The sequence below is a fragment of the Paenibacillus sp. OV219 genome, assembly GCF_900110075.1.
Taxonomy (GTDB): domain Bacteria; phylum Bacillota; class Bacilli; order Paenibacillales; family Paenibacillaceae; genus Paenibacillus_Z.
The window spans coordinates 396,497-419,296 of record NZ_FOCJ01000003.1; the positions used below are offsets into that span (position 1 = coordinate 396,497).

The 22,800-nt window shown below is 51.6% G+C and carries 15 protein-coding genes; all 15 read left to right on the plus strand.

The window, feature by feature from the left end:
• The first annotated feature begins 71 nt into the window (after window positions 1-71).
• The 15 genes from BMY11_RS11455 to BMY11_RS28465 all read left to right on the plus strand — a co-directional run bounded on the left by BMY11_RS11455 (window position 72) and on the right by BMY11_RS28465 (window position 22,768).
• Window positions 72-3,362 carry a hypothetical protein gene (locus BMY11_RS11455; protein ID WP_090575422.1) on the plus strand — a complete coding sequence of 1,097 codons (3,291 nt, stop codon included), beginning with the start codon at window positions 72-74 and terminating at the stop codon, window positions 3,360-3,362.
• A gap of 21 nt (window positions 3,363-3,383) precedes the next feature.
• The gene (locus BMY11_RS11460) at window positions 3,384-3,938 is read left to right on the plus strand and encodes a hypothetical protein (RefSeq protein WP_090575424.1); all 555 of its coding nucleotides are present in this window, start codon (window positions 3,384-3,386) and stop codon (window positions 3,936-3,938) included.
• Between the two features lie 91 nt (window positions 3,939-4,029).
• The gene (locus BMY11_RS11465) at window positions 4,030-4,305 is read left to right on the plus strand and encodes an alpha/beta-type small acid-soluble spore protein (RefSeq protein ID WP_090575427.1); all 276 of its coding nucleotides are present in this window, start codon (window positions 4,030-4,032) and stop codon (window positions 4,303-4,305) included.
• Between the two features lie 222 nt (window positions 4,306-4,527).
• Window positions 4,528-5,730 (plus strand): methionine adenosyltransferase, encoded by a 1,203-nt coding sequence (gene metK / locus BMY11_RS11470; protein WP_090575430.1) that lies wholly within the window; start codon window positions 4,528-4,530, stop codon window positions 5,728-5,730.
• Between the two features lie 136 nt (window positions 5,731-5,866).
• The gene (locus BMY11_RS11475; RefSeq protein WP_090575432.1) at window positions 5,867-10,309 is read left to right on the plus strand and encodes an Ig-like domain-containing protein; all 4,443 of its coding nucleotides are present in this window, start codon (window positions 5,867-5,869) and stop codon (window positions 10,307-10,309) included.
• Between the two features lie 189 nt (window positions 10,310-10,498).
• Window positions 10,499-13,192 (plus strand): stalk domain-containing protein, encoded by a 2,694-nt coding sequence (locus BMY11_RS11480; RefSeq protein WP_090575434.1) that lies wholly within the window; start codon window positions 10,499-10,501, stop codon window positions 13,190-13,192.
• Window positions 13,193-13,263: 71 nt separating this feature from the next.
• Window positions 13,264-14,424: a sensor histidine kinase gene (locus tag BMY11_RS11485; RefSeq protein WP_090575437.1), complete on the plus strand. Its 1,161-nt coding sequence runs from the start codon at window positions 13,264-13,266 to the stop codon at window positions 14,422-14,424.
• 6 nt (window positions 14,425-14,430) lie between these two features.
• The gene (locus BMY11_RS11490) at window positions 14,431-15,159 is read left to right on the plus strand and encodes a response regulator (protein WP_090575439.1); all 729 of its coding nucleotides are present in this window, start codon (window positions 14,431-14,433) and stop codon (window positions 15,157-15,159) included.
• A gap of 58 nt (window positions 15,160-15,217) precedes the next feature.
• The gene (locus BMY11_RS11495; RefSeq protein ID WP_177182598.1) at window positions 15,218-15,859 is read left to right on the plus strand and encodes an RNA polymerase sigma factor; all 642 of its coding nucleotides are present in this window, start codon (window positions 15,218-15,220) and stop codon (window positions 15,857-15,859) included.
• Window positions 15,856-16,401, plus strand: coding sequence for an anti-sigma factor family protein (locus BMY11_RS11500; protein ID WP_090575443.1), 546 nt, complete (start codon window positions 15,856-15,858; stop codon window positions 16,399-16,401). The genes BMY11_RS11495 and BMY11_RS11500 overlap by 4 nt, the downstream gene beginning before the upstream one ends.
• A 26-nt stretch (window positions 16,402-16,427) precedes the next feature.
• Complete coding sequence (locus BMY11_RS11505) at window positions 16,428-17,549, plus strand: hypothetical protein (protein WP_090575448.1); 1,122 nt, start codon at window positions 16,428-16,430, stop codon at window positions 17,547-17,549.
• Window positions 17,546-18,265 carry a LiaI-LiaF-like domain-containing protein gene (locus tag BMY11_RS11510; protein WP_090575450.1) on the plus strand — a complete coding sequence of 240 codons (720 nt, stop codon included), beginning with the start codon at window positions 17,546-17,548 and terminating at the stop codon, window positions 18,263-18,265. Before BMY11_RS11505 ends, BMY11_RS11510 begins: the two co-directional genes overlap by 4 nt.
• Window positions 18,266-18,371: 106 nt before the next feature.
• Window positions 18,372-19,043 carry a hypothetical protein gene (locus tag BMY11_RS11515; RefSeq protein ID WP_090575453.1) on the plus strand — a complete coding sequence of 224 codons (672 nt, stop codon included), beginning with the start codon at window positions 18,372-18,374 and terminating at the stop codon, window positions 19,041-19,043.
• A 534-nt stretch (window positions 19,044-19,577) separates the two neighbouring features.
• On the plus strand, window positions 19,578-21,791 hold the full coding sequence (locus BMY11_RS11520; protein WP_256217409.1) for an ATP-dependent helicase ComFA: 2,214 nt from the start codon (window positions 19,578-19,580) through the stop codon (window positions 21,789-21,791).
• Between the two features lie 5 nt (window positions 21,792-21,796).
• Window positions 21,797-22,768, plus strand: a complete 972-nt coding sequence (locus BMY11_RS28465) for a ComF family protein (protein WP_143069248.1) — start codon at window positions 21,797-21,799, stop codon at window positions 22,766-22,768.
• Window positions 22,769-22,800: the final 32 nt, after the last annotated feature.

Sequence of the window (22,800 nt, forward strand, 5' to 3'; positions counted from 1 at the left end):
TTTCTTACATGAAACTTTTCGTACCCATATTCGTCTATATCAGTAGATTCTACAAAAAGGATGATGATTAGATGCGATTGATTCAGCGTACGGGCCTTTCTCTACTAATAGCTTCAACAGTAATAATGCCAGTGACAGATATTCTTCAGCCCGTTAATGTATTTGCAGCATCGTCGAGCTCGACAGCTTCTGCAAGCGGGATTAAGTCGTTTAGCCTTGGCGGCGGTAGTTACGCGCAAGTTACGGATCTACAATTCTTGTATGGCGATTCAGATAAGACGGCTTACTTCACAGTATCCGTGTATAACAATTCTAATAGTGAGCTAGATTTCAGTGATTACTGGGTCGAGATGTGGACCAAGAGCGGAACGAAATATACGATTAAGATGAACGATTCAGACGCTAAGAATAATAAAGTTGTTGCTAAGACAACGACGGAGTATCATTTTACAGCTAAGGTGAACTCAAAGCTGAGCTTGTCTGACTTCTCATTTAAGCTTGTGAAATGGGATTTCAGCCAACCGGATTACACAAGAACAATCGGACAAGTTTCTGTTCCAACAAGCTATAACCCCGTTATTGCAGCAGGATCAGCTAAAGTCGTGAAATATAACAGTCAGAAGATGAGCAGCGTACTTGCAAGCTCACGCTTTGCCGTAATTGGCGGGCAGCTTGAAGGTGTGCTTGTTTATCGTTTGACCAATTACAGCTCGCAAAATATAGCACTCGGTAATTTGAACTACTACATAAAACGTTCAGGCGGTTTGCTCGGCAAGCTAAATGTCGATGTCTCGCCAGATGAGCAGCTCGCACCTGGGGCTACGAAAGATATTCAACTCTACGGAAGCCTTCCAATTACGAAGGTGGACCCGAACATGCAGCTAGTCGTAACAGGCGCCGTTGGTGAAGCCAAAACAGAAACCCCCGTTGCAACCTATTCTATTAAGCCGGTTATCGCAAGCTCCATCTTTGTAAAGCCGGGTTCAGCAGAGAAACTAACTATTGATAGTACACCTGTGGATTCGAAGATCCGCGATGTATTCTATAGCCGCGATAATGTGACACAGTCGGTGTCGATGTATCTCAATTTCAATAACAAAGGCAAGAACTCCGTAACTCTACCGAACTATAGCTACTATCTTATGACGAGCAGCGGTTCGCTCTACCCAGCCAAACAAACACAAGTTCAGGCTAGCAGTGTCGATCTATCACCTGGTATTGAGAGTGATCAATACTTGCAATTCTCATTACCATTATCGGTGAAGAGCGATGGACTTAAGCTTGTTGTTCGTAAAACGAGCGATACCAATAAAAAGGGCTACGTAGTTGGTCTTCTCCAAGTTCCTACTCAATCGGGGGGACAGAGTGGCCTGAACACAGTTGTCCCAGCGGGCACAGGTAAAGTCGTTAAATTCAACAACTTGAAAATGAGCAGCATCGTTCCTCGCTCCCGATTTAATTTGATCGGCGGACAGCTTGATGCTGTCGTCATTTACAGGGTGACCAATTACAGTACAGAGAGTATTCCACTATCCAACTTGAATTATTACATCAAGCGCACAGGTGGTACTTTGACGAAGTTAGGCGCAGAGATATCAGCGGACGAGCAGCTCGCTCCTGGGGAATCTAAAGAGATCCTGTTATATGGCGCATTGCCAATCACGAAGGTTGATCCGAACATGCAGCTCGTTGTAACAGGTACGAACCCGGATACGAAGCTTGAAGCGCCAATTGCAAGTTATGTCGTGAAACCACTACCTGAAGCGAGTACATACGTCAAAGCAGGCGGTGCCGGTAATGTGACTGTTGATAGTATGCCTGTGAAAACGCAGATTAAGAATGCTTTCTATGATCAGAACAGCGACACCCATGTACTGTCCATGTATGTGAACTTTAATAACAGCGGTAAATCGACAGTTACTTTGCCAAACTACAGCTATTTCTTAATGACAAGCGATGGTGCGCTCTATCCAACCAAGCAAGCGCCGACGACAAACGTAGAGCTATCGCCTGGTATTGAGCGAGAGCAATACTTGCAATTCACATTGCCGGAGAAAGCCAACATGACCGGCTTGAAACTGATTATGCGTAAAACAAGCGATACGAATAAGAAGGGCTACGTTGCCGCGCTCTTCCAGGTTCCTGCTCAATCGCAACAGAGCGGAACGGAACGCGCGATCCAGTATGTTACGCAACAAGGATTGTTCGAGTTCTCGGTTCTTCGCGCAGAGCGATTGGCCTGGGGCAATGAAGATATGATTAATGCGGTTATTTCCGTTCGTAACCCGCAGTTTGCGACAAAATCATTGCCGAATATCAAAGCATCTATTCAACTGAGCGGCTTTACTGTCGATGATAAAGATATCCAGCTCATTAAGATGGACCAATCTGTTGCTATCGCAGGCGGCGATTACACACTGTATATCGTTAGCACGAAGGTGCCGTACACTTTTGCCTCCAGTGATATCACGATCTCACTCTCTGAAGCAGCGGGTGCGAACGGCGATGCATCAACGCCAATTGGCCAATTCCAGATTGCAAACGATAAGATGCAGCTTCCGGTCGTCAAATCGACAGAGAGCATGAGTGTTCAAGGTGTTGGACGTTCAGCGACGGTGAAGATTGGTCAAGTTGGAACGTACCTGGATGAAGAGAATGATTCGAAGCTGCTATATGCAGAGTTTGATTATTCGAGTGTTGAGTCGCGCTTCTCTAACCCTGCCAATCTACAGGCTTATTTCAAGACGAAGGACGGTAACTTTGTTCAAGCAGAGTTCCTGAACGTGAAGGATAAGGTGACTCCGAACAAGGCTTCACTTGTAATGGCTTACGCATCCTTCCCTGAAGATTATGATTTAACCGACGTTCAGCTTGTTGTTGGTCAAGGCATTACGCAAAATCAATTCACGCCAACTGGCGGTACGGCTGACGGCATGGTAAATGCCGTTCAATACGAGATGCCGAAAGAGCAGGTGACGGCGAAGACGGACTTTGAGAATCTAGCTATTAATCCTTACAAGATCTCCATTCGTAAGCTCGTATCGTATCTCGCGGACAATCACCAAATCAACTTCGACTTCGAATACGATCTATCCAGGCTCGTTGAATATGAGAAAGTGGCAGGAACTCATAAACTAGTTATTGAGCTTGTAGACAAGGATAATAAATTCGAACAAACCTTTAGCTTGGAGGAAGGGGACAACGCTCTGAAGCTGGGGACTACACTCCGAGGATCCGTTTCATTCGATGATGAGAAGCTTATTGGAGCCATGTTCCGAAATACGACCCTTAATATTTATGATGAGTTCCAAGGTCACAAGAGGTTGATCGCGACTCAGAGCCGGACGGCAAGCGGGTACTGAAGTTAAGAGGTGAACTGCAGTTTGAATAAGAGAACAAAACTGGCCGTGCTCGGTTCTGTCGTGGGTATTGGTTTAGTAGTGGTAAGCGTGGTGACAACTCAGGTTAGGGGTGACGGGAATTCCGTCGTCCCTGGCTCCGTCAATGACCCTGTCGTAACGAAGAGCTACATTGATAAGAAGGTAAGCGACCTCGTGAAGGCAGAGCTAGCCAAGCAGCAGGGCGGGCAGGATGATACGCAGCTGCAGAAGACGCTTGACGAATTCCGTGCCGAGCTCGAGCAGAATAAAGGCGGTCAGAAGGTGGAAGTTGTTTCCGTACCTGTTGGGAAGCGCCTCGTGGCGAAGGATGGCGCTGAGTTTATTGTTCGCGCGGGTAAAGCGATGGCTTACAGTGCAGACAGCAACGGCATCTCCGACTTGACTGACGGTACGGATATTACTAGCGGTAAGCCTGTACCGAACAACCATCTCATTCTGTTCCCTCGCGGTGGACGCGGCGTTACGGCGCAGGTTGGGCAAACAAGCGCATTAACTGTACTTGTTCGCGGTGATTATGAGCTGCAAGTGCAGCAATAGTTATTTTTACCCGAACTGACAACATGTTATCCGCTTCGAATGTCTAGGCCCGGCACACAATATAAGCATCCCATTAGGAGGTGCTTATCTGATGTCCAGAAGTAATCGCAAAGTTGTACCTGAATGTGCACAAGCGCTGAACCAAATGAAATATGAGATCGCAGCTGAGCTTGGATTGATATCAGGCGGGTATGCAGCTGGTTCTGGGGATACGGAGTTTGCTTCAGAACTAGGAGGTACAAGCGGATCTGGTGCTAGCGGACATGTGAACTGGGAGCAGATGGCGACAAGAGATGTCGGCTCTATAGGCGGAAGTATGACAAGGCGTTTGGTTGCAGAAGCCGAGCGAGTTCTTAAAGGTTTGTGAAGCACGGCGCGTATCCATTGACACAAAGCGACAGTTTCGGTATCATATTTTAGAGAGTTATTAATGAGACCTTTTCCAATTGGAAAAGGTTCATTTTTTGGAATCGAAACGTTCAGCGTTAGATCCCGTATGGGACAAACGATTTCTTTATAGAGTCCCAGCAAAATGTGCATTATATGCATCATACTTAACAATTTAGAAGCAGTAGGAGGTTGGTATTAGATGTCACTTAAAGGACGTCATTTGTTCACATCGGAGTCTGTTACTGAAGGCCACCCGGATAAGATATGTGACCAAATTTCTGACGCGGTATTGGATGCCTTTCTTGAGGTAGATCCTTACGCGCGCGTAGCATGTGAAGTATCCGTTGCAACAGGCTTGGTACTCGTTATTGGTGAAATTAGCACGAAGGCGGATTATGTTGATATTCCAGCGATCGTTCGCCGTACAATCAAGGAAATTGGTTATACACGTGCCAAATACGGCTTTGACTCCAGCACATGTGCGGTTCTTACATCCCTGAACGAGCAATCCGCGGACATCGCGCAAGGCGTCAACGCAGCGCTTGAATCCCGTGATGGCGTAGACGTTCGTCAAGAGAACGAAGATATCGGTGCAGGCGACCAAGGCTTGATGTTCGGTTTCGCATCCAACGAAACACCTGAGCTTATGCCGCTTCCAATCGCACTTGCGCACCGCATTTCGCGTCAATTGGCGGAAGTTCGTAAGAACGGTACTTTGGATTACCTCCGTCCGGACGGTAAAACTCAAGTAACAATTGAATACCTAGACGGCAAGCCGGTACGCGTCGATGCAATCGTTGTTTCGACACAGCACGCGGAAGAAATTACGCTTGAGCAAATCCAAGCGGACATCCGCAAGCACGTTATCGCACCAGTTGTTCCTACAGAATGGCTGGATGAAGAGACGAAATACTTCATCAACCCAACTGGCCGTTTCGTAATCGGCGGTCCGCAAGGTGACGCTGGTCTGACTGGCCGTAAAATCATCGTTGATACGTACGGCGGTTACGCTCGTCACGGCGGCGGTGCTTTCTCCGGTAAGGATCCAACTAAAGTTGACCGTTCTGCAGCATATGCAGCACGTTATGTGGCGAAGAACATCGTTGCAGCAGGCCTTGCTGACAAATGTGAAATCCAACTTGCTTACGCGATTGGCGTAGCTAACCCGGTTTCCATCAACGTTGACACTTATGGCACAGGCAACGTAGACGAAGAAGTGCTTGTTGAAGTTATCAAGAATAACTTCGATCTTCGTCCTGCTGGCATCATCAAGATGCTTGACCTGCGTCGCCCAATTTATAGCAAAACAGCTGCTTACGGTCACTTCGGCCGCACAGACATCGATGTTCCGTGGGAACGCGTTGACAGAGCGGATAAGCTGAAAGCTGACGCACTGCGCTAATTATATCGTTACAATAAACCGTCTCTGCTTGCAGGGGCGGTTTTTTCATGCGAATTTTGACACTGACGTCTTCATTTCGAACCTCTCCTGACCGAAAAATATAGTACGAGTGTCATTTATTGGGGAGTGAGTTGGATTGATCCGAAATCGTAGATGGATATCTTTCTTAATTGCAGCATTATTAGTGGTACAATTCGCAGTTGGCGGACTCGGAGCGCTGCCTCAGGCATCGGCAGCATCGAGCGGACCTGTTATGTTAAGCTCCTCGCCGTCGAACAACGCGACTAGTGTGGCTATAAACACGAAGCTGATTTTATCTTTTGATGAGAATGTGAAAAAAGGTGCGGGATCAGCTGCCATTCAAATCCATAAGCAGCTCGACAACGCAGTCGTCGCATCGTTTGTTGTCGCAACCGATAGTAAAGTGGTCGTTAGCTCTACCAACCACAGTATCGTTACGGTTACGCCAGCGACGAACGTACTGCAGAAGAACACGAGCTATTACGTGACGATAGACAGCGGCGCGTTTGTGAACGAAGGCAATGGCGCCAACTATTTAGGCTTAACAAGTGCGGTTGATTGGACTTTCGCGACAATTACCGACGAAGATGCGGATCCTCCGGTCCTGTCCGAGGCGGTATCACCGCTAACACCAGCTCTGGGAGATATGGCGGGTGTGAACACGCCGCTCACGATCGTCTTCAGTAAGCCTGTATTTGCAACGAGCGGCAATATTACGATTACGAATTTAGCAACTGCTTCGGACAAGCAAAGCATCCCGGTCAACTCGCTGTACGTTACGGGAAGCGGGACAGATACGATTACGGTTCAACTGCCGAATTCGCTTAAACCTAGCACGGCAGATCGACAGGTGAGCTATGAAGTAAGGGTGCCAAACGGTGCTTTCCAAGACGCTTCCGGACATAAATTCGCGGGCATTGGTGCGGATGCGTGGCAGTTTACGACGTCCCAGCCAGCGCTAGGTGATGTATCGTTGCAGCCACCTGATAATGAGTTTGGCGTGCCAATTGGCTCGGACCTGGTGCTCAGCTTCCCAGCGCATGTCGTTGTGAATCAGGTAACACCAGCGAAGACGATCAAGATTCAGCGCATTTCGGACAATAAATTGATTCAATCTATCAGTGTAAAGTCCAGCAATGTAACGACTGCCGATAATGATATGGGCGGCACGGATATCATTATTAACCCAACGAACGATCTTGCTCCGAATACGGGGTACTACGTTCTTATCGATTCCGGTGCGTTCATCGATGATTTCGAATCGTTGTATGAGGGGATAACCGATGCAACGACTTGGAACTTTACAACGAATCCAGGCAATGACGTAACGGCACCAACGCTGAAGACAGCGAGAGAGCCACTGACTACGCAGCCATCAACAATCGTTAAGCTTGTGATGAATTTCGATGAGCCGGTTTATCAAGGAAGAGGATTTATTACAATTCGCAACTATCCGTCGGGTTCCGTGTTTGCTTCGTATGATGTGAGATCGAGCAATGTAAGCGGCGGCGGGACGGCGACAATTACTGTAACCGGCGATACGGCGCAGAAGTTTGTAAACAGTCAGACTTATTATGTGGAAATCGACAGCCAAGCCTTTGCTGATGCAAGCGGCAACTACTATAGCGGATTGACAGGCCAGACCGGCTGGAAGTTCAAAGTGACCAATGACAGTGTGAAGCCGTTGATGGTTACGCAGACACCTGCCACCTCCGCAGTGGATGTGCCTGTTACAGGCGCTAAGTTCGAGCTGCTGTTCAATGAAGCAATTCTGATCGCAAATCCCGATGGAATTACGATGAAGCGTATCTCAGGTACCGGCAATTCACCTGTAGCGACGTCACTCTCGATTGATCCGAATAATAATAAGAAGCTACTGATCACTGTTACCGGATTAATGGCGGTTACGACGAATTATTATGTGGAGATTAAGGCAAATGCCGTGACGGATGTGGCAGGCAACAGCTTCGACGGCATTCTGAATATGTACCAATGGACATTCAAGACATCAACCAGTACGTCAGGCGCGCCTACCGTGTCGAAGGCAGAGATGGTTAACGGCAACAAAATCGCCATCACGTATAATGAGAACTTGGACACGAGCACGGAGACAAATCCAGCTCCGGCGAACTATTTCGTAACCGTGAACGGCACAGGACGAGCAGTTACTGGGGTTTCAATTAGCGGCAAAGTCGTTACTCTGACGCTGCAAAGCAGTGTGTCCTACAGCGAAATCGTTAAACTATCATATACGCCTGGAGATTCGCCGGTTAAGGATTCGACAGGAACGTTGGCTGCGAGCTTATCGAACTATACGGTAACGAATGTGCCAGATACAACAGTTCCTAAGCAGCTGGAGGGCTCGCTAACCGGCAACATGATTACACTTACGTTCAGCGAAGAGTTAGCCAGCGTCAGCCCATTTTCATACTCACAGTTCACGGTTAAAGTAGGCGGCGAAACGCGCGCTGTAACGCAAACCGTAGGCGCGGGCAATGTGATGTATCTGACCTATGCCGGGAACACGGCAGCATCTGGCCTTGCAGTGACATTATCGTACTCATCGACCGGCTCATACCCTGTGCGGGATGTGGCGGGTAATGCGCTCGTATCATTCAGTAACTTCACGATTCAGAATGGCGAGGATCTGAGAGCACCGGAGCTGAAGACGATTACAGCGTCAGGCACAACCATAACGCTTACCTATGATGAAGAGTTGGATACTTCCAAAATACCGCTGGCGTCAGCGTACTACGTTACTGTGGGAGGCGTGCTTCGTCCTGTTTCATATGTTCGCGTTAGTGGCACGCAAGTCCTACTTACCTTATCCATTGCTACAACGGCAAGCGATAAGGTACTCGTCACTTACCTGAGCGGTACACCGGCAGTTGTTGATCTTAACGGCAACTATGCCCCGGTGTTTGGTAGCATGGATGTAAACGGCAATACTGGCGCTACAATGACGCTTAACGGTATCATTGCCAAAGGCGGAAGTGTCACAGCGACGTTCAGCGAGTCTCTGAATACTTCCTATCAGCCTTCGACCTCGATGTTTGAAGTGAAGGTGAATACGGTGGCACGTCCAGTCTCATCGGCTGAAGTGAGCGGCTCGACCGTCGTACTGTCGCTTTATACGCCTGTTGCGATCGGCGATACTGTAACGGTAAGCTACAGCTCCAGCAGTGTCGGCATTCGGTCGACGTCAGGCTCGACTGCTCCATCCTTCTCGGGAGTAAGCGCAGCGAACCAGACAACATGGGATGATAACGCGGGCGGCGATTACGCCCCAGCGGAAGGCGGCGGCCTCGGCATCATGGCATCAGCAGCAACGACGTTGTCTGCAGTTTCTCCGGCGGGCAGCACAGTGAACCAATTTGCGCTTTCAGCGGAGAAGGTCAACAACGCCTACAATACGATTCGCAAGACAGGCGGCATGGAGCCGAAAGTTGTCTTCACCGTGCCGGATACAGAGAGTGCAGCAATGGTTGCCCTCCCGTTAGCGGCACTTGAAGATGTGAAGAAGGCAACACCGAATGCATCGTTCGTCATTGCCTATCAGAATGTGACTTATGAAATCCCGCTTAATGCGCTGAATTATACGCAGCTCGGCCAAATGATGAATGCAGCGAGCGCTGTTGGCCAGTTGGTCGTATCTATTGATACAGATGCAGGCACATTGGCGACGGCGCTGAACAATAAGCTAAGCGCTGCGAATGTTCAAACGTTGGTTAGTCCGGTCAGCTTCGATCTCGCGGTGAGCAGTAACGGTCAGACGAAACACTTTGATGATTTCAGCGGCTATGTGACCCGTACAATCAAGACCTCTGACATCGTGGATGGCAGACAAATCGCGGTAGTATGGTTAGACCCGCAAACCGGCAAAATCTCTTATGCACCGACGCAGGTAACCACCCAAGAAGACGGCCAAAGCGTTGTCAGCTTCAAGCGCAAAGGGAATAGCGTTTATGCTGTTGTGAAGGGCTCCGTGAATTACACTGATATTACGAAACATTGGGCCCGCAACGACATTCTTCTATTGGCAAACAAATTTATTGTCGAAGGTAATACGCTGACGACCTTCGCGCCGAACAAGGCGATTACACGCGGCGAGTTCGCGATGTTCATTGCGAAGGGGCTTGGCCTCACCGGTGACCGCAGTGCAGCGGCGAAGTTCAAGGACGTGAACACGAACACGATCCTTGCCGCTTACATCGGCGCAGCGAGTAAGGCAGGCATCGTCCAAGGGACGACGGACGGTACCTTCAAGCCGAACAATCCGGTGACGCGTGAAGAGATGGCTTCCATGATGGTGCGTGCAGCAAGCTCAGCAGGTGTCCAAATCGTACCGCAGCAAACAACAGCGGAGGTGCTGAAGAAGTTTACGGACCGTGCCAAAATCGGTACGTGGGCGCAGACAGATGTAGCGAAGGCTGTTGAAGCGGGCGTCATAAACGGCATGTCCAATGGTGCGTTCGGCGGTAAGAATAACGCGACGCGCGCAGAGGCGGCCGTTATGGTGAAGCGACTGTTGAACTACTTGGAGTTCATTAATATTTAAAGTAATCAAGAGCTATTCGGTCCTTAGGACTCGGATAGCTTTTTTTTGTCGGTCGAATGATGTCGATAGCATTCTTCTATCGAACGTAACTTTCCACTAGTTTCATAGTCTATAGGTATAGATAGATTTATAGATGGGAGAGTTGCGGGAAGGATGCACAGGAAAGAGAGACTTAATAGGAAGCCGCAGATGCGCGATAAACAGGAGAAGAAGAACGCGAAGCGGCTGCTTGTACTGTCATTGGGAGCAGCACTGCTCATTCAGCCGATATCCGTAGCTTTGCCTGCATTTGCGCAAGCAGCGGGCAGCGATACAGGAGCAGTAACAGAACAATCGCAAGCACAACTCGTGCGCCTCGGGGAAGAGATTCTAACAGCAGGCGCGAAACGAGTCGATTATACATGGACAAGCAAGCCTGGCGCAGGCGCGGTTTTGTCGAACGTGCATGTCATAGAAGTAGATTTAACGAATCCGTATGTGTTGCTTGATGTCATGAATGGCAAAAGCGGGTCAGTGACGGGCGTAAGCTCCGTCGGCAATATGGTGAAGAACTCCGGCGCAGTAGCCGGTGTGAATGGCGACTATTTCAATACTGCGAGCAGCGGCAAAGGCGCGCCAATTGGTGCAGAAGTATCTGGCGGCACATTGGTTTCGAGCCCATCCAAGCTGACGGGGATGTATGCTTTTGCCGTGACAAAGGACCGCAAGCCGCTCATTGATATGTTTAGCTTCGACGGGCAAGTGAAGGCGGCAGACGGCACGACGTTTGCTCTGACCGGCATTAATAAGGCGGCCTACCGGATGGATCCAGACGATGCGTACAGCCACGTGAATGCGATGTACATCTATACAAGCGCATGGACACAGACGCGGCCTGACAGCACGGATAGCGCAACGACGCCGACGGAGGTGCTCGTACAGAAGGGTGTTGTCACAAAGTTTGCGGACAATAGCATGATTACAGGCGCGATTCCGGCAGACGGCTACATTCTGCGTACGCACGGCAAGGCAGCGCAATATGCGCGCGAGCATCTTCAAGTCGGCCAGAAGGTAACGGCTAACTATAACCTGGTTGCCCAGTCGACTGGGCAGAAGATCGACCCGGATTCGCTGCAAATGCTCATCGGCGGTCATACCATACTCGTGGATCAAGGCGCATCTGCTGCATATTCGCGCAATCCAAGCAGCATCAGTCCAAACAGCGACCGTGCACGTACGGCGGTGGGGTATTCGAAGGATGGTAAGAAAGTATTTATCATTACCGTCGAAGACAGCACAGCAAGTCAGGGCGTGACACTGCCTGAGCTGCAGCAATTAATGGTGCAGCTGAATGTATGGCGTGGCGTTAATCTCGACGGCGGCGGCTCAACGACGATGATTGACCGTCCGCTTGGGGATACAAGCACGCTGCTTGCGTTCCCGACGGAGTATGGCACAACGCAGCGACAAGTGACGAACGGCCTTGGTGTTTTCACTACCGCGCCGAAAGGGCAATTGAAAGGCGTTATCGCCAAAGGCAGCAGCGTCCTCTTTATCGGACAGCAGGCGGCATACGATATGACCGCTTATGATACATTTTACAATCCGCTTGATCCAAGTACATTAACGAAGACTTGGAATATGGACGATGCGCTCGGCGCTTTCGCGGGCAATACGTTCACAGCGGCCAAGGCGGGCAAGACGTCTGTTACTGTGAAGTCCGGCTCGATTAGCGATAAGCTGCCGCTCGAAATTATCGGGGGCGCGCAGGTAGCCTCGATGAGCGTAGATCCAAGCGCAGCCGTTCTTGAGGCAGGCAAGTCGCTGTCCGTTCCGGTGCATGTGACGTTAACCGATGGCCGGAAGATGACAGTGCCGGCAGCTTCACTGCAATGGGAAATGCGCGGATTCACAGGCACGATGAACGGCGGTACGCTGAAGATCGGCACGGTGAACGCAGCAGCGAAGGCTGGGTATTTGATCGCACGTTATGACGGTTTTTCCGCGATGGCGGTACTCGCTGCGGGCGCCGACAAAAAATTTGAAGATTTTGAAGCGAAGACCTACCCAATTTCGTTCCAAGGTACGAATGGTGTAATGGGAACTTCTACCGTTGTATCGGGATTGCCAGGTACGAACACGACGAATGTCCTGCAACTCGCCTATGATTTCTCGGGCGGGACCGGTACGAAGGCGGCTTACGCGGTACTGAATGGCAGCGGGCGCAAGGTAGAAGGCAATCCTTCGTCGATGACGCTCGACGTTATGGGCGACAACAGCTTGAACTGGGTTCGGGCTGAGTTCATCGACAGCAAAGGTGCAGCCCAATTAATAACGATTGCAAAACAGGTCGACTGGACAGGATGGAAGAAGATTAAGGTGTCTCTGCCAGCTGATCAGATGGCGTATCCCATTACGCTCAAACGTCTTTACGTCGCTTCACTGGCGGACGGTCAGGATGAGCGGGAGCTGACAGGCACGATTGGCTGGGATAATCTAACCTTCCAATACCCTGCGGTCACGCCAGAGCCGGAGCGGGTGCCAATTGTACTGAAGCTCGGTTCCAAGAGCGCGATGGTGGACAGCAAGCCATACAAACTGGATGTTGCGCCGCTGCTGCTGAAAGGGACGACATACCTGCCGCTTCGATTCATAACGGAAGCAATGGGCGCTCAGGTGAGCTGGGATCCGGCGACGAAGCGCGTATCTGTGCTTCGTGGCGACAAGCTGCTGGAAATGTGGGTTGGTCAAACGGACTTCTTGCTTACAGGCGTTCGCAAGCAGGCAGAGGTAGCGCCGATTACGCGCAGCGGGCGGACGCTCATTCCAGTGCGTCTCGTGTCCGAGCAGCTAGGTCTGACGGTCGATTGGGATCAGAAATTGGGCAGGATTACCGTTTCGTAACATGCCCGCCAGTCTACCGTTATGTGGTATGATAGAATTAGTAGAACTTGTAGAAAGTGGGCCGTAAGAACATGGATTACCGCATTAACGACATAGATCGTGTAATTAAAAACGCGGTTCTTGTGATGGAGGACAGCAAATATCAAATCTTCGAAATTTGCGAGTCCGCACGCAAGGAAATGTTTGCCCTAGGCCAAGAGTTGAACCAGGTTATTGCTGAAACAGGAGCCGTTATCGATAAGGTTGATAAGCTGGAGCTGGATTACCGCAGAGCGCGAATCCGCTTGACTGAAGTAAGTCGCGACTTTGTCCGATATAAGGAAGAGGACATCAAAGCGGCCTACGAGAAAGCGACGCAGCTACAGCTCGATCTCATGGTGTTCCGGGAGAAAGAGACCTACTTGAAGTCTCGCCGCGATGAATTGCAGCAACGTGTGCGGGGCGTAGAGAAGTCGATAGAGCGTGCGGAATCTATTGCCTCTCAAATCAACGTCGTGCTTGAATATTTGTCGGGTGACCTCACGCAGGTCACTCGCATTCTTGAATCGGCTAAGAACAGGCAGCAAATCGGTTTGAAAATTATATTGGCACAGGAAGATGAGCGTAAGCGGATTGCTAGAGAAATTCATGATGGTCCCGCCCAGTCGCTTGCAAATATAGTTCTTAGGGCGGAAATTGCTGAAAGAATGCTAGTTAAGCAGGAATTTCAAATCGTCCAGGAAGAATTAATAGATCTGAAGAGTCAAGTGCGCTCCGGCATCGAAGAAATCCGCAAAATCATTTTCAATCTGCGACCTATGGCGTTAGATGATCTAGGACTTGTGCCAACACTTCGCAAATATATCCAAGATTTTGAGGAAAAAAGCAAAATTCGGACAATGTTCGATACGATCGGGAAAGAGATTCGTCTTCCATCAGCAATGGAAGCTGGCGTTTTCCGCATGGTCCAGGAAGCATTCACGAATGCATTCAAGCATGCGAATCCATCCTTCGTCTCGCTCGAAATTACGTATCAAGGACAAATGATGAAAATCGTCGTAAGAGATAATGGTGTCGGTTTCAATGTAGATGCGTTGGAGTCGCAGATAAGCGACAGCAACCACTTCGGGCTGATTGGCATGCGCGAGCGGGTTGAGCTGCTTGATGGAAGGATGGAAATTGAGTCTAAGAAGGACGATGGCACCAAAGTAGTAATTCATATCCCGATGAATGCGGATCAAAGAAAGGAGTAAATAACGATGGAAAACAATGCTGTAAACGCGAAACGCAAGATTAAAGTATTGATAGCTGATGACCACCAGCTTTTCCGCGAAGGCTTAAAGCGGATTCTAAATATGGAAGAAGATTTAGAAGTAATCGGCGAGTGCAATGACGGCATCCAGGTGCTCGAATTCTGCAACCAGACCAAGCCGGAAGTCGTCCTGATGGATATTAATATGCCGATTGAGAATGGGGTCATCGCAACCGAGCGGCTGCGTGATATTTTCCCGGAAGTTAAAGTTATTATTCTATCTATTCATGATGATGAAAGCTACGTATTTGAAACACTGCGTAAAGGTGCAAGCGGTTATTTGCTGAAGGATATGGAGGCAGAGGCGCTGGCAAATGCCATTCGTTCAGTTGTGAGCGGTTACGCGTACATCCATCCGAAGGTAACAGGCAAGCTGATTAATCAGCTGCGTCGCATGACGTACCTCGATGAGATCGGTGCAACTTCAGGAGCGGCTGCAACACGTGAGGCTGGCGTGAAGTTCGTCGCAGGCGATAACAATCCGCTGACTCGTCGTGAGGCCGAGGTGCTTCGTCTGATGGCAGAAGGCAAGAGCAATAAGATGATCGGCGAGTTCCTGTTTATTAGCGAGAAAACGGTCAAGAACCATGTCAGCAGCATCCTGCAGAAGATGGAAGTAGATGACCGGACGCAAGCCGTTATTAATTCGATTAAACTTGGCTGGGTTACGCTATAAGTTGCCGCATACATAGTAAAGGTTAAGAAGCTTCCGCTTGATGGCGGGAGCTTTTTGTTTGTTAACTCTTAAAAAGTTTGCACGGAGTGCAGGGGTAAGCGAGGACACAATCGTCTATTCATTTGTGAGAGGGGGGAGAGAGATTCGAGACGAGGCGTTAATTGCACAAATTAGAGATGGGGATCGGGAGGCGTACAGCGAGCTTGTAGCGCAGTATCGGGACGAGCTGTACCGGCTGATCTGGAGCGTGCTGCGGGATAAGGCAGATGCGGAAGATATGCTGCAGGAGGCATTCGTCCGAATCTACCTCTCCCTTGGGAACTATCGGGGTGAAGGATTTAAGACGTGGGCGGCGCGAATTGCGGTTAATCTTGCGATTGATTGCAAACGGAGCAATGCCCGCAAGGCGGAGCTGCTGCAGCGAGAGGCCGTAGCCAACGTCGGAACGTCGGCGGTTCAGCTTCATGCGCTGCCTGCCGAGACTGAGGTATTGAAGCGTGATCGCAGGCGCAGAGTTCGGGCGTTGGTCGGTGCGATGCCGGAGGGCTACCGCAGCATTGTGCGGTCCTTCTTCTTGGAAGATCGGCCGCAGAAGGAAATTGCCGAGCAAGAGCAGCTGCAGATCAAGAGTGTCGAATCGAAGCTGTACCGGGCGAGACAATGGATGCGCAAGCATTGGAAGGAGGAGGATTTGGAATGAATCACCTTGATGAAGCGGTCCTAAGTGATTATGCGGAGGATAGGCTGCCGGAGCTGAAGAGACTGGAGACAGAGGCACATCTGGCGGAATGTGAGACGTGTTTATCGCGCTATATGGACCTGCTAACGAGTGCGGATGAGGATGCGGATGGCCTACAAGTGCAAGTGGAGCATTTAAGCGAGCAGGCGGCGGATACCATTACGAAGCGAGTCATGGAGCAAGTGAGAGCGTTAGAGCCAGCGCTTGTGATGCAGGCGGCGGAGCTTGCGGCGGTCCATTCCCCTCCTCAGAATCATGCAGGCGAGACCGTTCAGCGGCGCAAGAAGGTAAGCAGAGGCAGTCGCAGACAGACGCTCATTCATTATCTCATCGCAGTGTGCGTTATGCTGCTGCTCATGTCGGCAGGGGTCTTTCAACGGCTTGCTGATCAACCAGAGCATTGGGAAGCGCAGCAACTTAGCAAGCGCGAACCGGTAACGACCTCGATTATGGAACGGACGTCTGCCGTTATTGACTCTTTTATAGCAAGACCGGGTAAATAATTATGCAAGTAAAGGAGAGAGCTTTTGTGGTCAAAAATCCAGTGCTGACTCTGTTTCTGGGCTTTCTGCCGGGCATCGGCCACTTCAAGGTAGGACGCCCGGCACGGGGGATGCTGTACCTTTTATTATGTGTCGGCTTAGTAATCTTTGGAATTGCAGCAGGCTCCGCCGATGAAGAGGCTTTTCTTGTCTTGGGGCTAGTCCTCTCGGCGTTCATTTGGCTCATTAATTTCATGGATCTCATCATCTATCTCATCCGTCATAGCGGGGGCAAAAGTGTGTCCATTCCGCCGGTCCATCCCATGTATGTATCGGAGCAAATTGACGGCGTCATGTATGTATCTGGGTCCGCTGAGGAGTTGGAGAACAGGTCCAGAGAGAAATTTTATACGATTCTGTTGTCGTTTATTCCAGGGCTTGGCCATCTGCAGCTGGGTCTCATGCAGCGGGGGCTGAATCTGATGATTGGCTTCTTCGGATTATTCGCGATGATCGTCTTTGTAGCGATTTGGGCCGATCAACCTGGCTTCCTGACGTTCCTCATTGTGCTGCCGATTATTTGGATCTTCGGCATGTTTGATGCGATTCGTCATGTGCATCTGAAGCAGGCTGGCGTGCCGCTGCAGGATAAGTCCGTGCTTGAAGATTGGGAAGAGCACCGCCAAGGTGGCAAACGCAGCAAATGGCTGTCGACCGTACTGTCGATTATGCCGGGAGCGGGTCACATGTATCTCGGTCTACAAAAAAGAGGGCTTCAGCTCATGGCAGGCTTCCTCTTGTCGATCTATCTGCTCGACGTGCTGCAGCTATCGTTGTTTCTGTTCATCGTACCGATACTCTGGTGCTTCTCGTTTTTTGATGCGCTGCAGCAGCAATCCCGTCTGAACAGCGGGGAAGGCGAGCTTGAGGATGTGCCGATTGTCGATTGGCTTATACATCAGCAGAAATGGCTAGGTATCGGACTCATGGCGCTTGGCCTGTATTACATCGCCGATCGAATGCTGCTCGAATACGTGCAGCGTGTCTGGGGCGACTGGCAGCTGTCCGAGGACATTCGTTATTATTTCAAAACGGGCCTAACCGCGCTGCTGCTCATCGGGGCAGGCATTAAGCTGCTCTCAGGCAAGAAAGAGGTGAAGCCGGAATGAGACAATGGCGCGTAGGAACATGGTCGATGGGGACGGCTCTTATCGCAATGGGCGTCCTGCTGCTAGCTTCCACTCTTGGCGGTGTGCAGTTGCTGGACCAAGGCATCATCTGGTGGCCCATGCTTCTTATTTTGCTCGGGATTGAGATTGTCATTTATCTATGGCGAAGCCATTCCGAGCAACAGGCAGTGATGCTTCGTTATGACTTGTTCAGCATCATTGTTGTAGTGGCGCTCGGCGGGTGCTGCCTCGTGTTTACGACCGTAAGCGCTGCCGGGTTACTCGATGATGTTCGAGGCAGCATTGGCGCGCGTCAGGTTCGTGTAGAGGCAAAAGCGGTGTCGGAGCGCATTGCATCTGATGTGAAACGGATTGTGGTGCAAGGCGAGAGCTATTGGAACGGCCGCATACATCTTGATGCTGACGGCAGTGGTGTTGCTCAGCTTCAGGCGTTCGGTGCATGCCGCTATGACCTTCGGAAGGACGCTGCGGCACCGGGTTCGCCGGAGCTGGTAGAGACGCGTCAGGCAGGAGATACGTTGTACGTAACAGTGAAACAGCAGGCGGTAGAGCGGCATATGCTGGACGATGACGCGCCTTCATGTGATCTTACGATCGTGCTGCCGCGCGAGAAGACGGTTAACGTTAGGCAAGAGGCGGGGATCATGCTGCCGATTGGGACGAAGCTGCCGGAGGGTTGGCAAGTCATTCAGTAATATTTTTAGGCTGACAGGCAAGCCCCTTTTTCCGACTTGTCCGTGAATGACCGTCACCCATGGGCGCTCCGCGGCATATGATGTCACAAAAAAGGAGGTGGCTGCCTTGATTCCAGTACTATTATGGATCTTCGGTTGTTACGCCTTGGCAGCGGCTGCCGTGCATGCCGCATACGCACTTACCTGGAAGCGACAGCGTGTGCAGCATTACGTGCTAATCGCGGGTAACCACCAGCTGCAGATGGAGTGGTATATGCGATCGCTTAGGCGGTTCTCTCATTTTACCGGCACAGAAGTGAAGGTGACTGTCGTTGACCGCGGTTCACAGGATGATACGATGGGAATCGCGCGATGCTTTGCGAGGATGGGCATGAATGTCGATTTTCACTCCGGTATCGGGCAGAATGAGCATACTAGCACTTTAGTGGATACACGTGGAAGGTTCGCATCTGTAAGAGGACGTGCTGCCGCGAATACAGCCGAAGAGCGTAGTGGGAAGGAAGCATTAAGTTCAAGCGATTCACAGAAAACGGTGCGGGCAATTCACACGAATGGGCAGAAGCCTTATACAAGTCATGGGCACGGACTTTCAAAATGGCAACGCTTCCGTGTGAGTCTCTGGAAATCACGCAAGCCGAAAGCGAAGAGACAGTCGGCTGCTGTCGAGCCAACGAATCTGTTATGGATGCTCCAGGCTGAAGGCATTGTTTCTGCAAAGGATCATGCGGTATTAATTGATCTGCGGGATCCGGCGGATTTGTCGAAGCTGCCATATTGATCGAAGGCTGTGCGAAGGCACTACGAGGACTGTGCGAGGACTTGTGAAGGCAAGACGATGACGGTGTGAAGACAGTGTGAGGACGTGTGCGAAGACAAGACGAAGACAGTGTGAAGACGTGACGATGACACTGTTTTCAAAATGCATTGCAGTGCTGCGGAGGTAGATGTATAATTCTAACAACTGAATATCCGGACGAGTGAAGCACACCCGTAGAAGCTGCCTTTGGCAGTTTTGGGGTGTGCTTTTTTGTTGTGGGGATGGGGGAAGAGCGTGACGAGCGTGACAAGCGTGAAGCGCGTGAAGTGGGGAGAAGTATGAAAGAGAGCGAAGTGAATAGAGTGGGGAAATGCGTGATGGGTACCTGTTACTCTACATTGGTGGAATTGAGCTGGAATTTGAGTAAGAGGGGTACCTGGTACTCTACATTGGTGGAAAAAGACACAAAGGATTTAAGTTAGGAAGGGGTATGAGGATGAGTGACGGGGGTACGTGAGTCGAGGATTGTAGAACAGAGGAAGGGGTGGTGATGGTATGAAGGTTGTTGTGTATGCGGCATTAGCGAAGGGGCAATCGTGGGCGAGTTGGTCCGTGGCGCCTGAGGTGGATTATGCTTACTGGTTGGGAAGCGGGTATAGGGAAGCAGCTGTGCAGGCTGCTCAGCAGTGGGGTTACGCGGGGGATTGGAATCGAGGAAGCAAAACGCAGGAAAAGTCTTGTGAAGCCCGTGAAGTGGAGGCGGCTAGGCAAGCCGTCGAGGTGTTAACGATTATGGCATGGTCGGTGCCGATACCGTTAGGGCATGCCGTTCAAATTGCGGAGCGGTGGTCCGGCAAAGCTCGGGACGAGCAGGGGGTGCGCGAGGAATTGACGCGCCTGATTCGAGAAGCATGGGCATCCGATGACCGCTTAGGCTTGCCGGTTCAGAAGCGGGAGGATGCCTGTGTGGTGCGGGGTGAGGCGTCCGGAGGTACGGCGGACGCAATGGAGCTGGCTGCGCGAGCTTGCCGCGCAGCATCGCTTTTGCAGGGCCGAGCGCTGCTCAGCAGCGAAGTGCTCGGTCTGCTTGGGGCCGCAGGCGCGGCCGAGCCGGCCAGCGCAGCGCCGCAGCCGTGGAGCGCGGCAGCCCCCGCGCTCCAGCTGGCCGCGCTGCTCGGCCTGCTGCGCCTAGGCGGCGCAGTCGCCCCGCAGCCGCAGTCCCGGCTGCTGCGGTGGCGCGCGGCGCTAGGCGCCAGGCCGCGCCTGCGGCTCCTCTGCCAGCGCTGCGGCAGCGGCACGGCGCGCATGCGCCGCACTGCATGCGCGGGATGCGGCCGCGCATGTGCGTACTGCGAGGCGTGCCTCACTATGGGCCGCAGCCGTGAGTGCGGCCTGCTCATCCTTGGCACGCCAAGCTCGCAGGCGCGCAGCGCCGCTAACGCGTCAAGCGCCACCTGCGCGCCAAGCACAGCCTGGACGCTAAGCCCCGCCCAGGCTGAGGCGGCAGCTGCAGCGCTGGGTTACATGCAGGCTCAGCCTGCCGGCCATAGCGCCTCGCGCAGAGCCCTGCTCTCGTCATTCAATTGGCTCGCACCGCTTGCCGGCCATAGCGCCCCGCGCAGGTTACTGCTCTCGGTCCTCACAGGTTCGGCACCGAGCCGTCAGCGGAGCGCCTCGCGCAGGTTCCTGCTCTCGGTCCTCACAGGTTCGGCGTCGACCCGCTACCCGAAGCCTCAGCTCTCGTCACCTCCCCCTGTCCTCCATAGCCCGCGCAGATTCCTGCTTTGGGCAGTCACCGGGGCAGGCAAGACTGAGATGATCTTCCCGCTTATTGAAGCTGTACTTCAGCGAGGGGGCAAAGCGTTAATCGCAACTCCGCGCCGAGACGTTGTGCTGGAGCTAGATCCTCGCATTCGCAAAGCGTTCCCAAATGCGAACGTAGTCACTTTATACGGCGGGAGCAAGCAGCGCTGGGAGCAGGGAGAAGTTACGATTGCAACGACACATCAGCTGTTCCGTTTTCAACATGGGTTTGATCTGGTCATTATTGATGAAATCGATGCTTTCCCCTATCATAACGATCCGATGCTACAGTATGCCGCCGATAAGGTATGCAAGCCTGGCGGGGTGAACGTGCTGCTGTCGGCAACGCCGCCGGCCGACCTTCGCCGCGCAGCAAAGGAAGGGCGGCTCGCTCATGCGCGCGTGCCCGTAAGGTTTCATCGGCATCCGCTGCCGGTACCTAAGCAGCATAGCATCCCGCCTGTGCAGAAGCTTCTTAACCAACGCCGCTTCCCGCAGAGGCTTGTCCAAGCCATTCAACAATCGCTTGACCGCGGGGCTCAGCTATTTTTGTTCGTTCAGCAGATTCGTGAGGTCGATCCACTTGTCCGGCAGCTCCGCACCAGATTTCCGGGTATTGTCATTGAAGGCACCTCATCCAAAGATGAGGATCGTGCGCGGAGGGTCGTTCAGTTTCGTGAACGAACGATAAGGCTGCTCGTCACGACTACGATTCTCGAGCGCGGTGTCACGATACCGAAGAGCGATGTGTATATTCTAGATGCGGATGGCAAGCTGTTTGACGATGCTTCACTTATCCAGATGGCGGGTCGAGCTGGCCGATCCAGCGACGATCCAGCAGGCATGGTCTACTTCTTCGCCTCCTCACGTACGCGCTCCCAGCAGTCCGCGATTAGGCAGATTCGAGCCATGAACCGAATCGCTCGTCGCAAAGGTTTCCTACTAACCCCCAAGGAAAGGCGATGATTGCCATGCCTTATGTCACTCCTGTCGCCATGCCTTATGTCACTCCTATTGCCCTGTCTAGTGTCATCCCAATTGCCCTACCTAGTTCTGTCTCTACCCAGCCAGTTGCCCGGTCTCTTGCCCGGCCTCTTGCTCTGCCCAATGTCCTCCCTATTCACATCCCTGCCAAGCTCCGCACGATCATTAAAGCGATGCGGCAGTCGGTTCAGCTGCTTACAGCTACATCCAGCGCTTGTCTAATTTGCGGCAACACAGATAGCAGGTCGCGTCACCCGAGGTTCATTTCATTGTGCACGCCTTGTTTTCGCCAAATCCCGTGGATTACACGTATTGAGTGTGATGTTTGCGGTCGTCCTGAATATTGTCCGGATTGCCCCCGCCGCAGCGATGCCGCTTTTCTCTGCAACCGTTCTGCCGTGCGATATAACACTCGCATTCGGGAATGGCTCGCGCTCTATAAATATCGGGGGCACGAAGCGCTTGCTCCGTTGTTTGGCGAGATGCTGACAGCTGCTTATCAAGGTCTGGTGAAGGAGCTTCGTCCCCGGGAGCTCCGGAATGAAACAACTGAAACATTGTATCCGATTGATGCTCTTATTCCAGTCCCCGTAAGCAGTGAGCGTCTAGCGGAACGCGAGTTCAATCAGGCGGAGAGGCTTGGCGCCTACCTCGCCGAACGCGTACAGATTCCACTTCATCATGTTATGCAGCGAACACGCCATAGTGGAAAGCAGAGCTATAAGACTAGAGGCGCTCGTTTACGCGATACGCATAATCTCTTTACAGCAGATCCGGCACTCACCGCCAGTCTGCTAACAGCACGAAATCAATCCCATATCCGTCTCATTATTGTCGATGACATTTACACAACGGGAAGTACGGCGAATGCCTGTGCAACTGCACTTGCAGAAGAAATTCGGCGGCAGCGGCCTGCTGTTTTCGTGGAACTATTCATTCTCACGCTGGCGCGTTCATAGGACAATAGAATCATTTTTAGTACATTACGCCC

Coding starts and splice junctions, on each gene's coding strand:
- BMY11_RS11455 (WP_090575422.1), top strand. CDS start 72: ATGCGATTGATTCAGCGTACGGGCCTTTCTCTACTAATAGCTTCAACA.
- BMY11_RS11465 (WP_090575427.1), top strand. CDS start 4,030: ATGTCCAGAAGTAATCGCAAAGTTGTACCTGAATGTGCACAAGCGCTG.
- metK (WP_090575430.1), top strand. CDS start 4,528: ATGTCACTTAAAGGACGTCATTTGTTCACATCGGAGTCTGTTACTGAA.
- BMY11_RS11480 (WP_090575434.1), top strand. CDS start 10,499: ATGCGCGATAAACAGGAGAAGAAGAACGCGAAGCGGCTGCTTGTACTG.
- BMY11_RS11485 (WP_090575437.1), top strand. CDS start 13,264: ATGGATTACCGCATTAACGACATAGATCGTGTAATTAAAAACGCGGTT.
- BMY11_RS11490 (WP_090575439.1), top strand. CDS start 14,431: ATGGAAAACAATGCTGTAAACGCGAAACGCAAGATTAAAGTATTGATA.
- BMY11_RS11500 (WP_090575443.1), top strand. CDS start 15,856: ATGAATCACCTTGATGAAGCGGTCCTAAGTGATTATGCGGAGGATAGG.
- BMY11_RS11510 (WP_090575450.1), top strand. CDS start 17,546: ATGAGACAATGGCGCGTAGGAACATGGTCGATGGGGACGGCTCTTATC.
- BMY11_RS11520 (WP_256217409.1), top strand. CDS start 19,578: ATGAAGGTTGTTGTGTATGCGGCATTAGCGAAGGGGCAATCGTGGGCG.
- BMY11_RS28465 (WP_143069248.1), top strand. CDS start 21,797: ATGCCTTATGTCACTCCTGTCGCCATGCCTTATGTCACTCCTATTGCC.